This is a genomic window from Curtobacterium sp. MR_MD2014, assembly GCF_000772085.1.
Classification (GTDB): domain Bacteria; phylum Actinomycetota; class Actinomycetes; order Actinomycetales; family Microbacteriaceae; genus Curtobacterium.
In genome coordinates, this window is record NZ_CP009755.1 from 2,824,648 (window position 1) to 2,837,768 (window position 13,121).

General features: G+C 73.8%; 14 protein-coding genes. 9 read left to right on the forward strand and 5 right to left on the reverse strand.

The window, feature by feature from the left end; translation table 11 throughout:
* The first annotated feature begins 245 nt into the window (after positions 1-245).
* A complete protein-coding gene (locus NI26_RS13005) occupies positions 246-917 on the forward strand; it encodes a peroxiredoxin-like family protein (RefSeq protein WP_066656094.1) in 672 nt (223 codons plus the stop codon).
* Between the two features lie 106 nt (positions 918-1,023).
* On the opposite strand, the gene NI26_RS13010 is transcribed toward NI26_RS13005, so the two are convergent.
* Positions 1,024-1,578, reverse strand: a complete 555-nt coding sequence (locus NI26_RS13010; protein ID WP_066656095.1) for a TetR/AcrR family transcriptional regulator — start codon at positions 1,576-1,578, stop codon at positions 1,024-1,026.
* 23 nt (positions 1,579-1,601) lie between these two features.
* Between NI26_RS13010 and NI26_RS13015 the strand changes: the two genes are divergently transcribed.
* From NI26_RS13015 to NI26_RS13035, 5 genes are all read left to right on the forward strand, one after another.
* Positions 1,602-2,846 (forward strand): MFS transporter, encoded by a 1,245-nt coding sequence (locus NI26_RS13015; protein ID WP_158407766.1) that lies wholly within the window; start codon positions 1,602-1,604, stop codon positions 2,844-2,846.
* A 10-nt stretch (positions 2,847-2,856) separates the two neighbouring features.
* Positions 2,857-4,125, forward strand: a complete 1,269-nt coding sequence (locus NI26_RS13020; RefSeq protein ID WP_066656099.1) for a sensor histidine kinase — start codon at positions 2,857-2,859, stop codon at positions 4,123-4,125.
* Entirely contained in the window at positions 4,107-4,814 is a 708-nt protein-coding gene (locus tag NI26_RS13025) for a response regulator (RefSeq protein WP_066656102.1), read from the forward strand. The genes NI26_RS13020 and NI26_RS13025 overlap by 19 nt, the downstream gene beginning before the upstream one ends.
* A 130-nt stretch (positions 4,815-4,944) precedes the next feature.
* The gene (locus NI26_RS13030) at positions 4,945-5,826 is read left to right on the forward strand and encodes an ABC transporter ATP-binding protein (RefSeq protein ID WP_066656105.1); all 882 of its coding nucleotides are present in this window, start codon (positions 4,945-4,947) and stop codon (positions 5,824-5,826) included.
* Positions 5,823-6,899: an ABC transporter permease gene (locus tag NI26_RS13035; protein ID WP_066656108.1), complete on the forward strand. Its 1,077-nt coding sequence runs from the start codon at positions 5,823-5,825 to the stop codon at positions 6,897-6,899. Before NI26_RS13030 ends, NI26_RS13035 begins: the two co-directional genes overlap by 4 nt.
* A 564-nt stretch (positions 6,900-7,463) precedes the next feature.
* On the opposite strand, the gene NI26_RS13040 is transcribed toward NI26_RS13035, so the two are convergent.
* Positions 7,464-8,528 (reverse strand): YeiH family protein, encoded by a 1,065-nt coding sequence (locus NI26_RS13040; protein WP_066658665.1) that lies wholly within the window; start codon positions 8,526-8,528, stop codon positions 7,464-7,466.
* Positions 8,529-8,605: 77 nt separating this feature from the next.
* Here NI26_RS13040 and NI26_RS13045 point away from each other — a divergent pair, with 77 nt between their 5' ends.
* Positions 8,606-9,262, forward strand: a complete 657-nt coding sequence (locus NI26_RS13045) for a hypothetical protein (protein ID WP_144411365.1) — start codon at positions 8,606-8,608, stop codon at positions 9,260-9,262.
* Positions 9,263-9,281: 19 nt separating this feature from the next.
* Here the strand turns inward: NI26_RS13045 and NI26_RS13050 are convergent, their stop codons facing one another.
* Complete coding sequence (locus NI26_RS13050; RefSeq protein ID WP_066656113.1) at positions 9,282-9,905, reverse strand: LppP/LprE family lipoprotein; 624 nt, start codon at positions 9,903-9,905, stop codon at positions 9,282-9,284.
* Between the two features lie 172 nt (positions 9,906-10,077).
* Between NI26_RS13050 and NI26_RS13055 the strand changes: the two genes are divergently transcribed.
* The gene (locus tag NI26_RS13055) at positions 10,078-10,419 is read left to right on the forward strand and encodes a hypothetical protein (RefSeq protein WP_066656115.1); all 342 of its coding nucleotides are present in this window, start codon (positions 10,078-10,080) and stop codon (positions 10,417-10,419) included.
* A 100-nt stretch (positions 10,420-10,519) separates the two neighbouring features.
* Here the strand turns inward: NI26_RS13055 and NI26_RS13060 are convergent, their stop codons facing one another.
* Positions 10,520-11,377 carry an ABC transporter permease subunit gene (locus tag NI26_RS13060; RefSeq protein ID WP_066656118.1) on the reverse strand — a complete coding sequence of 286 codons (858 nt, stop codon included), beginning with the start codon at positions 11,375-11,377 and terminating at the stop codon, positions 10,520-10,522.
* A complete protein-coding gene (locus tag NI26_RS13065; RefSeq protein ID WP_066658668.1) occupies positions 11,374-12,294 on the reverse strand; it encodes an ABC transporter ATP-binding protein in 921 nt (306 codons plus the stop codon). Before NI26_RS13065 ends, NI26_RS13060 begins: the two co-directional genes overlap by 4 nt.
* A 214-nt stretch (positions 12,295-12,508) precedes the next feature.
* On the opposite strand from NI26_RS13065, the gene NI26_RS13070 reads away from it, so the two are divergent.
* Complete coding sequence (locus NI26_RS13070; protein ID WP_066656120.1) at positions 12,509-12,967, forward strand: DUF4383 domain-containing protein; 459 nt, start codon at positions 12,509-12,511, stop codon at positions 12,965-12,967.
* Positions 12,968-13,121: the final 154 nt, after the last annotated feature.

The following is a 13,121-nucleotide window of genomic DNA, read 5'->3' on the forward strand; positions in this document are numbered from 1 at the left end:
ATCCGCGCCACGTCGTACCGTGGTGCGTAGTGCTCTCCGTTGTGCGCGCCTCCCGCCGCGCGTTCCGCACCACGGCGGACGGGAGGCGCGGGGCGGGTCGGATCCGCGCCTCCCGTCCGCCGCTCGGGTCGCGCTCCGCAGCCCGGATGACGCTCCGTGACGACGCCCGTTCCCCCGCCGAGGTGACGTGCCTACGCTCCACGCACCGGCCCAGTCGCCGGCGTCCCGGACCCGAGGAGACCGACGTGACCGACCAGACCATCGCCCGCCAGGTGGACGACTTCAACCAGGGCTTCACCACCCAGATCGGCCCGGAGCTGTCCGCGGTCTTCGACGGCGAGCAGGCCGACCTGCGCGCCTCGGGGGTGCCCGACGGGGTCGTCGGTGTCGGCGAGACCGCCCCGGACGCGCGACTCGTCACCCCGACCGGCGACGAGACGTCGTTCGCCGCCGTCCGCGGCTCCACACCGACCGTCGTCGTCTTCTACCGCGGCGCCTGGTGCCCCTACTGCAACATCACGCTGCGCACCTACCAGCAGGAGCTCCTGCCGGCGCTGCGGGAGCGGGGCGTCCAGCTCGTCGCGGTCTCGCCGCAGACGCCGGAGGCCGCCGAGCAGTCGATCGCGAACGGGGAGCTGGAGTTCCCGGTGCTGACCGACCCGGAGAACGTGCTCGCCGGACGCTTCGGCATCGTCACGGAGCCGAGCGACGCCGCGCGGGCGGCGCACACGCAGCTCGGGTTCGACGTCGCCGACAGCAACGCCGACGACACCGCGGCGATCCCGTTCCCGTCGGTCTTCGTGATCGACGCGGACGGCGTGGTCCGCTCCGCTGACGTGCACGTCGACTACACGACGCGCACCGAGGTCGCGGACGTGCTGACCGCGGTCGACGCCCTGGTGGTCCCCGCGCCCTGACCGGCCGCTCGGCGCGGAGCCGACCGGGGCGGACGGGAGGCGCGGTCCGGGTGACGGACGTCCGTCACCCGGACGGCGCCCTCCCGACCGCACCGCGGCGCGGCCGTCAGGGCAGGAGTGCGGACGCGACCGCGCGTGCGGTGGCGGAGTCCGCAGCGGGGTCGCGCAGGCGCATCGCCAGCGCACCCGAGACGACGAGCAGCAGCTGCTCGGCGAGCGCCGGGGCACGGTCGCCGACGAGCGGACGAGCCGTCTCCGTCAGCCGCCGTCGCAGGGTGTCGGTCTCGCGGTCGAGGACGGCGCGCAGGTCCTCCGGGGCATCGACGTACTCGGCAGCGGTGCCGAGGAAGGCGCACCAGCGGGAGCCCGTCGGGGTGGACCGGTACTCGTCGAGCGCGTCGAACACGGCGAGCAGGCGGCCGCGGTCGTCGGTCGCCCGCTCGAGGGCACGGTCCCACGTCGCGACCCAGTCGTCGTGTCGTCGGTCGAGCGCCGCGGCGACCAGGGCCTCCTTGCTCGGGTACCCGCGGTAGAGCGTCGCCGACGACACCCCCGCGCGTTCGAGCACCGCGTCGACGGGGGTCGCCGCGATCCCGCGGGTGAAGAACAGTTCCTCGGCGGCGTCGAGCACCCGTTGCTCGGTCCCTGGACGCATCGCCATGCAGCCAGCCTAGGGTCACAGAAGTGAAACGATCGTTTTCGTTACCGACCTCCGTCCTGCTCGCGAGCGGGCTGGGGCTCGTCGCTGCGACCTACGGCCTGGTGCGCCTGGCGTTCGGGCTCTTCCTGCCGGACGTCCAGCGCGACCTCGGCTTCGGCACGGACGTCGGCGGTGCGGTGTCCTCGGGCGCCTCGGTCCTGTACTGCACCGGTGCCGTCGTGGGGTTCCTGCTCGCGGGCCGCGCTGCCCGGTGGCTCGTCGTGGGCGCGGCGCTCACCGCAGGCCTCGGCGCGATCACGACGGCGGCGAGCGCGACGACCGTCGTGTTCGGGGTGGCCGCCGTGGTGGCGTCGACCGGGGCCGGGCTGGCGTCGCCGGCGATGGTGCAGCTGGTCGCCGGCCGGCTCGACGGCGCCGCACGCGACCGGGCCCAGGCGGTGGTGAACTCCGGGACGGGCCCGGGGCTCGTCGCGGCCGGGGTCCTCGCGCTCGTGCTGCTGCCGGACTGGCGCACCGCCTGGGCCGCCGCCGGCGTGGTCACGCTGCTGGTCGGGGCGGTGGTGTTCCTCGCGGCCGGAAGAAGAGCACCGGACGCGCGCTCCACCCCGGCAGCGGCCCAGCGCTCCGCGCTCCAGCGCCCCGCGGTCCGGCGCCCCGCGGTTCGGCGCCCCGCGCTCCGCGCGGCGCTCCCGGGACGGTCGTGGTTCGGCGCACAGGTCGTGCCGGTCGTGGTCGCGCTCCTCCTCGGTGCGGGCTCGGCGGTGGTCTGGACCTACGGCCGCTCAGCGCTCGTCGGAGCCGGCGTGCCGAGCGGACTGACGGTCGTCGCGTGGATCGCGCTCGGCGCCGGCGGGGCCTCGGTCGCGGTGACGGCACGGTGGACGAGCGGGCTGCCCGCTGCCCGCCTGTGGCTGCTGACGACGACGCTCGCCGCCGTCGCGGTGCTCACGCTCGGCCTGCTGCCCCACGTCGTCGGGGCCGCACTGGTGGCGTGCGCGCTGTTCGGGTGGGGCTACACCGCGGCGACGGGCGCGCTCATCGCCTGGACGACCGAGATCGACCAGGACCACGCGGCCGCGGGCACCGCGCTGCTCTTCGTGGTGCTCGTCGCCGGCCAGGCACTCGGGGCAGCGGCGGCCGGCGTGCTGGTCGGGCCAGCGGGCACGGCGACGACCTTCACCGCGGCAGCCGCCGTCGTGGCGGTCGCTGCCACCACACCGCTCGTCGTCGCCCGGCGGGACCTGCGGCCGGCGGCACCCACCCGGTAGCGTTGCCCGCATGGGGTGGACGAGGGAGGGGTGGGCCCGGTTGCCCGTCGGACCGCGGGAGCACCGGCAGGACGCACTGCTCGCGCTCGTGCTCGGCGTCGGGTTGGCCGTCACGACCACGCTGTACGGCGCCGCGGGCGTCTACGAGGACGACCAGGCGCCGTGGTGGGTGTCGGCGCTCATGGTGGTCGCGAACGCCGCGCCGATCGCGTTCCGCCGCCGCTGGCCGATGACCGTCGCCGTCGTGTCCGCGCTGGCGTTCGCCGCGACCCAGCTGCTCCACGTCCCCGAGATCATCCTCGTCAACTTCACCCTCTTCATCGCGCTGTACACGGTCGGGGCGTGGTGCTCGGACCGGATCCGCGCCGAGGTGGTCCGCTGGGTGATCATCGGCGGGATGTTCGCGTGGGTGTTCCTCGCGCTCTCGTTCGGGTGGGCGGTGCCGAACGCGCTGCCGAACGACGACGACGCCCTGATCCCGCCGTACATCGCGTACTCGCTCGTGAACATCCTCATCAACGTGCTGTACTTCGGCGGCGCCTGGTACGCCGGCAACCGCGCGTGGGCAGCCGCGGTGGCCAAGCACGACCTCGCCGAACGCACCGCGGAGCTCGCCGCCGAACGAGAGCGCACGGCCGCCCAGGCGATCACCCTCGAGCGCGTGCGGATCGCCCGCGAGCTGCACGACGTCGTGGCCCACCACGTGTCGCTGATGGGTGTCCAGGCCGGAGCCGCCCGACGCGTGGTCGGCCGCGACCCGGAGCAGGCGACCGCCTCGCTCACGGTGGTCGAGGACAGCGCACGCACCGCGGTCGAGGAACTCCGCCGGATGCTGGGGACCCTGCGCGAGGACGACCCCGGCGCGAGCGCGACCGACACCGCGCCGAGCACGGCCGGGCTCGGTCGGATGCCGGAGCTGGTCGACGCCGTCCGCTCCTCGGGCCGGGACGCCGGGCTCGTCGTGGTCGGTGACGAGCGCTCGGTGCCGCCGACCGTCGGGGCCGTGGCGTTCCGCATCGCGCAGGAGGCCGTGACGAACGTCGTCAAGCACGCCGGCCCCACCGCCCGCGCGGACCTGCGCCTGCGGTACCTCGACGACGGCATCGAGGTCGAGGTCGCCGACGACGGACACGGCGCCGGCGCGGTCCGCGACCCCGCCGGCAGCGGGCTGGGCCACGTCGGCATGCGGGAGCGCGTCGCCGCCGTGGGCGGTCGCATCGAGATCGGGCCCCGCGCCCGGGGAGGGTACCTGGTACGGGCATGGCTGCCGACGACCTGACGATCGTGCTCGCGGACGACCAGGACCTGGTGCGTGCCGGCTTCCGCGTCATCCTGGAGTCCGAGCCGGGCTTCCGCGTGGTCGGCGAGGCCCCGGACGGCGGCGCCGCGGTCGACGCGGTCGTCGCGCTGCGACCCGACGTCGTGTGCCTCGACGTCCAGATGCCCGGCGTCGACGGGCTCGAGGCGGCACGACGCATCGGCGCGCTCCCGGACCCGCCGGCGGTGCTCGTGCTCACCACGTTCGACGACGACGACGCCCTGTTCCAGGCGCTCGAGGCGGGGGCGAGCGGGTTCCTGCTGAAGAACGCCTCCCCCGAACGGCTGATCGACGCCGTCCGCACGGTCGCCGCCGGGGACGCCCTGCTCGCCCCCGACGTCACGCGCCGGGTGATCAGCCGCGCGACCGCCGGGCACGGGCCCACCTGCCCAGCGCACGCCGGCCACACGGCGTCCCCGGTCGACGACGGTGCGGCCGCCATCGCCGCCGCGGGGCTCACCGAACGCGAGGCCGAGGTCCTGCGACTGCTCGCGCGCGGCTGCAGCAACGCCGAGATCGCCCGCGCGCTCTTCGTCGGCGAGGCGACCGTCAAGACGCACGTGTCGAACGTCCTGCAGAAGACCGGCGTGCGCGACCGCATCCAGGCGGTCGTGTGGGCCTTCGAGCACGGCGTCTCCTCCGCGGCCTGACGGACCCCGCTCCCCCGCGCGGTGGAGCCGGGGCGTCGGGAAGTCCCGCCTCCCGCCGGAGGTGGGCAGCGCCTCCCGGACCGTAGCGTCGAGACGTCGGCGAGGACCGCCGGCGGAAGGGGAACGGGCGATGCTCACCATCGAAGGCGTGACGAAGCACTTCGGCGACCGCCGGGTGCTCGACGACGTGGGGTTCTCGGTCGGCAGCGGCCGGCTGACCGGGTTCGTCGGCGGCAACGGCGCCGGCAAGACCACCACCATGCGGATCCTGCTCGGCGTCCTGCAGGCCGACACCGGGCGCGTGTCGATCGACGGCACCGAGGTCGGCCCGACCGACCGCCGCCGCTTCGGCTACATGCCCGAGGAACGCGGGCTCTACCCGAAGATGCCGGTCGCCGAGCAGATCACCTACCTCGCACGCCTGCACGGTGTCGACAAGCGGACCGCGGGGCAGCGGACCACCGCGCTGCTCGAACGACTCGACCTCACGCAGCACGCGAGCGACGCCGTCGAGAAGCTCTCGCTCGGCAACCAGCAGCGCGTGCAGGTCGCTGCGGCGCTCGTCCACGACCCCGAGGTCCTGGTGCTCGACGAGCCCTTCTCGGGCCTCGACCCGATGGCCGTCGACACCGTGCTCGGCGTGCTCCGCGAGCAGGCGGCGAGGGGTGTCCCGGTGCTCTTCTCGAGCCACCAGCTCGACGTGGTCGAGCGGCTGTGCGACGACGTCGTCGTGATCGCCGACGGGACGATCCGTGCCGCCGGCTCCCAGGAGGACCTGCGCCGCAGCGCCGGCCCCGCCGCGTGGGAGCTGCTCGTCGACGGCGACGTCGCGTGGATCCGCGACGAACCCGGCGTGACCGTGCGCGAGTTCGACGGCGGGTACGCGGTGTTCGAGGCCGACGAGCCCACGGCGCAGCGCATCCTGCAGCGCGCCGTCCAGCACGGCACGGTGGGCTCGTTCGCCCCGCGCGTGCCCCGTCTCAGCGAGGTCTTCCGGGAGGTCGTCCGATGACCAGCCACTTCGTCGACGCCGTCCGGCTCGTGACCGTCCGCGAGATCCAGGCCCGCGTCCGCAGCAAGGCCTTCGTGGTCTCCGCCGCGATCCTGGTGCTCGCCGTCGTCGTGTCCGTCGTCATCGCGGGCATCATCGGCAAGGCGACCGCCGACGACACCACGCCCGTCGCGGTGGTCGACGGCGTCTCGCTGCAGTCCACCGACGGCCTCGACGTCACCCCGACCACCACCGTCGCCCAGGCCGAGCGCCTCGTGCGGAGCGGTGACGTGGACGCCGCCGTCGTGCCGTCCGACGACACCCTCGGGTACAGCGTCGTCGGGCTCGAGGACACCCCGACCGACGTCGTCGGTGCCCTCAGCGTCACCCCTGCGGTGGAGCTCCTGCAGCCCGGCACGCTCTCGGCGGGCCTGGTGTCCGCCATCGGCATCCTGTTCGGCGTCGTCTTCTTCACCTCCGCCGTGACCTTCGGGTCGTCGATCGCGCAGAGCGTCGTCGAGGAGAAGTCGACGCGGGTGGTCGAGATCCTGATGGCCGCCATCCCGGCCCGTGCCCTGCTCGCCGGGAAGGTGCTCGGCAGCAGCATCATGGCGTTCGCGCAGATCATCGCCATCGCGATCGCCGGCGCCGTGGCCCTCGCGGTCACCGGGCAGGACAACCTGTTCACGTTGCTCGGCCCCAGCGTGCTCTGGTTCGTCGGCTTCTTCGCCGTCGGCTTCGTGCTCATCGCCGCGCTGTTCGCCGCGTCCGCCGTGCTCGTCTCCCGCCAGGAGGACGTCGGCAGTGTCACGATGCCCGTGATGCTCCTCGTGATGATCCCGTACATCCTCATCGTCTCGGCGGCGGACAACGAGACGATCGTCGGGATCATGTCGTACGTCCCGTTCAGCGCGCCGATCGGGATGCCCATGCGGATCTTCCTCGGCACCGCCGAGTGGTGGGAGCCGATCCTGTCGCTGCTGCTCGTCGCCGCGTCGGTCGTCGTGGTCGTCGCCGTGGGCGCGCGCGTCTACGAGAACGCGCTGCTGCGGACCGGCGGACGGGTGAAGCTGACGGAGGCGATCCGCGGCTGACGCCGCCGCACGACGGACGGGAGGCGCGGCGCCGGCTGGCACCGCGCCTCCCGTCCGGAACGCGGATACGCCGGGCGCGGGGCGCCCCGCACAACCAGACGCACGTCACGCCACGAAACCGCACGGCGCGACGTGCCTCCCGTTGTGCGGGAGCCCGTCACGCCACGCGGACGCCGCCGGACGGGAGGCGCGGTGCCGGACCGGACCGCGCCTCCCGTCCGGAACGCGGCCGCGCCGGGCGCGGGGGCGCGAGGCGCCCCGCACAACCAGGAGCACGTCGCGCCACGGAACCGCGCGGCGCGACGTGCCTTCCGTTGTGCGGGAGCACGTCGCGCCACGCGGACGCCGCCGGACGGGAGGCACGGGACCGGACCGCACCGCGCCTCCCGTCCGGAACGCGGCCGCGCCGGGCGCGGGGCGCCCCGCACAACCAGGAGCACGTCGCGCCACGGAACCGCGCGGCGTGACGTGCCTTCCGTTGTGCGGGAGCACGTCACGCCACGCAGGCGTCGCCGACGCGACGGCTGACGCACGGTGCCGGCTGGCACCGTGCCGCCGGGCCCGTCAGAGCTGACCGAAGGCCGCCTGCACGCCCAGGCTCGTCCCCGCGACGAGCACCCACAGCACGATGCCGAGCAGCATCGGCCGGAACCCGGCCCGGCGCAGCGCCGAGAAGTCCGTCGAGACCCCGACGGCCGCCAGCGCCACCGTGATGAGGAACGTCGCCGCCGTCGAGAACCCCGGGGCCGCAGCCGCGGGCAGGACCCCGGTGGTCCGGAGCAGGACCACGACGAGGAAGCCGACCAGGAACCACGGGACCAGCCGCAGCACGCGGACGCCCCCGGCGCGACCCGTACCGTCGACGGCGGCGGGCTGCGTGCGGGCGGTGCGGCGCGCCTCCAGGCCGGCGAGCCCGATCACGATCGGGATGATCATCAGGGTCCGCACGAGCTTGACGACGACGGCGGTGTCCGTCGCCTGACGGCCGTAGACCGTGGCGGTCGCGACGACGGAGGACGTGTCGTTCACGGCGGTCCCGGCGAAGACGCCGAACGCGTGCTGGGACAGGCCGAGCGCGTGGCCGACGAGCGGGAAGACGAAGACCGCGGCGATGTTGCAGAGGAAGATCGTCGACAGGGCGTAGGCGACCTCGGCGCTGGCGGCACCGACCACGGGGGTGACGGCGGCGATGGCCGATGCGCCGCAGATGCCCGTGCCGACCCCGATGAGCGTCCGGAGCGTGCTCGACACCCGGAGCAGCCGACCGATCCCCCACGCCGCGACGAGGCACACCACGAGCGTGGTGAGCATCACGGGGAGGGTCTCGCCGCCGATGCGCAGGACCTCGCCGATCGACAGCTGTGCGCCGAGGAGCACGACCGCTGCCTGCAGGACGCGGCTCGACGCGAACTTCACGCCGGGCTGGAGCCCACCGAGGTCGGCTGCTCCGTCGTCCTGGGCCCGTCGACGCCGGACGAGCCAGCCGACCAGCGCACCGAGCAGGACGGCCGGCACCGGACCGCCGACGACAGGGACCGCGCGGCCGACCAGGGTCGCGGCGACGCCGATCACGACGGCGAGCGCGACACCGGGCAGGGCAGCGACGAGCGCCGGGCGGGACAGGGGCATGCGGACCAGCATCCCACCGTCCGGTGCCCAGGCGGTACGGGCAGGCTGAGGTGGTGGACCATCAGTCGGAGCCGTGGGTGCAGCGACTGCGAGACGGCGTCGTGCCGCCGCTGTGGCCGTTCGTCGCGGGCGCGCTCGGCCTGTTCGCCGTCGCGGTCGGCGTGCTCGTCGTCGAGGCCCGGTTCGTCGACCAGGCGTCGCTCACCGGCCGCGGCTCGCTCGCCGTCCTCCTGCCGCTGCTCGGCGCCGTGGGATGCGTCGCCGCGCCGATCAGCGCCTGGCGGGACGGACGACGGGACCGACGTGCGCTCCGGCACGCGCACGGCCACGGCCGGGGTCGACCGGCGTTCCACCTCCCGGTCTCCGCCCGCGGCACCATCGCCGGACAGGACCTCCCCGACCCGCGGATCGCGCTCGTCACCGTCGACCGGAGCGGGCTGCTCGGCTGGTCCCCCGTGTCACCCGACCCGGTGGTGACGATCCCCTGGACGCGCGTCGCACGGATCGACCTGGCCACGAAGGACCACCGCGGACGACGGGAGGACTACGGGCTGTGGCTCACGCTGACGGACGGCGGACCGTTCGTCCTCGAACCGCGTTCGGCACTCGGTCGACCGTTCAGCGCGTCCCAGCCCCGGCTCGACGTCCTGCGGGACGTGCTGCGGGCGCTGCGCCCCGGGTCAGGGCCCGGGTCCGGGTCCGGGTCCGCCGGTCGACGCGGAGCACCGCGCTGAGTGACAGGGCGGCGGGACGTCACCGGGCGGGCGGGACGTCTCCGGACATCTCAACGCGACCGGCAGCGTCGTCCCACGTGTACGTCGCGGTCGCTCGGCCGGAGGGGTCGGCGTTGCTGTCCGCACCCTGCGGGTAGCGGTACTCGACGCGGATCGTCCCCGCGGACTCCCGCGTCACCTGCGGGACGAACGGGTACTGCTCCTTCGTCGCCGTCCCCAGGTACGTCCCGTCGTGGAAGAGCAGGATCGCGACCGGCGAGCTCGCGGTGCCGTCGACGACGCTGACGGTCACCGCGGACAGCGCGGCGCAGCCGTCGTAGACCGAGGTGTCGGCGTTCGACGCGTCCCACCGCGCCGACTCGAGGCCGGCGGGCAGCGGGAGGTCGGCGATCGGACCAGCGGCGGCGGCGGCCCCGTCGGACGGTCCGCAGGAGGGTGTCACGGTCGGCGTCGACGACGGGCCCGGGGTCCCGCTGCCCGTCGTCGACGACGAGGACGACGCCGAGTTCGAGGGCGTGACCGTCCGCGTGACGGTCGCGGTCGGGCCACCGGCGCCCCCGCCGGTGCACCCCGCGAGGGCGAGGGACGCCCCGGCGACGATCAGGAGCAGGCCGGCGGGACGGGAGTGACGTGTGGTGCGCATGGGACCACCCTGCCCGCCGCGCTGCCCGGATGTTCATCCCCCGACCGCACCGACGCCTGGAGACCCCACCGCCTGTCGGCGTACCATCCAGGCGGAAGCAAGGGCGGTTCCGAACACCTCCCGAGCACCGACCTCACGGGCCGGTCGAGTCAGACACAGATCAGAGCACGCCGTGACCGAACACCTCATCGAGTACGTCGCCCGCGACCGGACGGGCATCACCACCGTCGTCACCACGACCGGTGTCTTCGACGTCGACACCGTCATCGACCACATCCGCGCCGGGCACGCCGGCTACTACGTCGCGGCCGATTCGTGGAAGCGGACGCCGGTCCGGAGCATGTCGTTCATCGGCGGTTCCTACCTGTTCGCGAACTGGGACGGCTCGAAGCGGAACATGCTCCACGACCTCGCCTTCCGGATGCCGACCCGCGCGGTCGAGGTCGTCCAGCAGCCGCGGCGCTCGTGGCGACTGACGCGCGCCCTGCGCGGGCTGTTCTCACGGGCGGCCTGAACCGCCCGTACCCGGCTGCGGACGGACGGGAGGCTCGGTGCCGGTCGGCACCGAGCCTCCGTTCCGTCACGCCCCGCCTCGCGGGCCGCGCGGCTCGTCGTCAGACGTCGCGCTTCTTGACCGCGGCCAGGGCGAGGACACCGATCGCGACGACCCACGCTGCCAGGACCCCGCCGCCGGCCCAACCGTTCAGCACGACGCCCTCGGGTGCGGGCTGGCCCGCGGACCGCTCGTAGGTGTAGAGCTGGCTGCCGGCCTGGTCGGGCAGGAAGCGGGACACGTCGAGGAGCCACTGCTGGTCCACCAGCCCCGCGAAGAGCTGCAGCACGATCGGCAGGACGAGCAGCACGCCGAGCGCGATCGCGATGCCACCGGCGCTCGACCGGACCAGGAGGCCGATGCCGAAGGCGAGCAGTGCGATCCCCGTGACGTAGACCGACGAACCGAGGATCGGCATGAAGACGGCGGGGTCGGCCAGGTCGGCGTGCACGCCCTTGTCCGCCTGGAACAGCGCGACGAGCACGACCCCGATCCACGTCGCCGCTGCACTGACCACGAAGGTGGCCACGGCGAGGACGACGGCCTTGGCGAGGATCGCGCCGGTGCGCCCGGGGTCGGCCGTGAAGGTCGAGCGCACCTGCCCGGTGCCGTACTCACCCGTGATGATGAGGACACCCAGGACCGCGGCGACCAGCACGGTGAAGCCGACCGACGAGATGCTGAGGTTGACGATCTGGGCGTTCGCGACCGCCTGGGTCACCTCGGCGCCCTCGGGCAGACCGACGATCGGCGCGTAGAGCCCGAGCAGCGCACCGAGCCCGATGGTCAGCGCGACGATGATGGCGTAGCACCACCACGTCGACCGGATGCTGCGGAACTTGATCCACTCGCTGCGGACGAGTCGACCGAACCCGAGTCCGACGCGGTCGGGCATCGCGGTGGCCGTCGCGGCGCTCATCGTGCGACCTCCGCCTGGTACTCGACCTCGTCCTTCGTGAGGGCCATGTACGCCTCCTCGAGGCTCGCACCCATGGGGGTGAGTTCGTGGAGCACCGCGCCGGCACGGGCGGCGATGGTGCCGATCTGCTGTGCGTCGGGACCGACGACCACGAAGGCGCCGTCCTCGCGCGGGGTGATCGACGACGCCGCTGATCCCACGGCATCGAAGAGCTGGTCGGGGTGCGGGGTCCGGACGAGGGTCCGTGCGCCGCCGCCCTGTCCGCTGCCCGAGACGAACTCCGCGATCGGGGCGTCGGCCAGGACCTTGCCGCGGCCGAGCACGACCACGCGGTCGGCCGTCTGCGCCATCTCGCTCATGAGGTGACTGGAGAGGAAGACCGTGCGTCCCTCGGACGCCAGGTGCCGGGCGAGCTGGCGCACCCACACGACGCCGTCCGGGTCGAGGCCGTTGACCGGCTCGTCCAGGATCAGGGTCCTCGGGTCGCCGAGCAGTGCCGCCGCGATGCCGAGCCGCTGCCCCATGCCGAGGGAGAACCCGCCGACGCGCTTCTTCGCGACCGACTCGAGGCCGGTGAGCTCGATCACGTGGTGCACGCGGGACTTCGGGATGCCGTGCGTCGCCGCGAGCGAGAGCAGGTGGTTGTACGCGCTGCGCCCGGAGTGGACGGCCTTCGCCTCGAGCAGCGCGCCGACCTGGCGGAGCGGGTCGCGGAAGGACCGGTAGTCCTGGCCGTTCACCCGGACGCGTCCGGACGTGGGCGTGTCGAGGCCCATGATCATCCGCATGGTCGTGGACTTCCCGGCGCCGTTCGGCCCGAGGAAGCCGGTGACGCTGCCGGGACGGACGACGAAGGAGATGTCGTCGACGGCGGTCTTGGCGCCGTAGCGCTTGGACAGATGCTCGATCTCGATCACGTGGTCCACGCTATTTCCGGGACACCGCCGAGCGCGTCCCCCCTGGGGCGGAGACCCGGGGTCATCCCGCAGGAGGACGCCGCGCTGGAAGGACACCCGGACGGCGCACCAATCCGGCTGCGCACCTGCTCCGAAACCCCTGTACGACGACGACGCTGCCCCTGCGCGGTGACCCGGAGACGCCGTCGTGGAACGCATTCGGAAGGACCGCACCATGACCAGCAACGCAGCATCACCCCGTACCGGTTTCGCGTCGACCCTCGTCCAGAAGGGCGCACTGCTCTTCGGCGTCGTCTTCCTCATCGTCGGCATCGCCGGGTTCATCCCGGGCCTGACCATGGACATGGGCACCATGTCCTTCGCCGGCAACAGCTCGATGGCCATGCTCCTCGGCCTGTTCCAGGTGTCGGCCCTGCACAACATCGTCCACCTGCTGTTCGGCATCGTCGGCATCCTCGCCGCCCGCTCCGCCGCAGGGTCGCGCTCGTACCTGCTCATCGGCGGCATCGTCTACGCCGTGCTGTTCGTCTTCGGCCTCTTCGTCGCCGGCATGGCCGGGGCTGCGAACTTCGTCCCGCTGAACAGCGCCGACAACGTCCTGCACGCCTTCCTCGCCGTCGCGATGATCGTCCTCGGCGTGCTCCTGCCCCGCGCCGGACGCACCGCGCGCTGACCGACCTCGGTGGACCGCCCGGTGCTGGGCGGTCCACCGGACCAGCGGTGGCCTCCCCGGGGATCAGGGGTCATCGGACGCCCCCGTCGCAGCAGCGGCGGGGGCGTCGTCGTGTCCCCGGCGAACCCGGCGCAGCGCCGACCGCGCGCGCCAG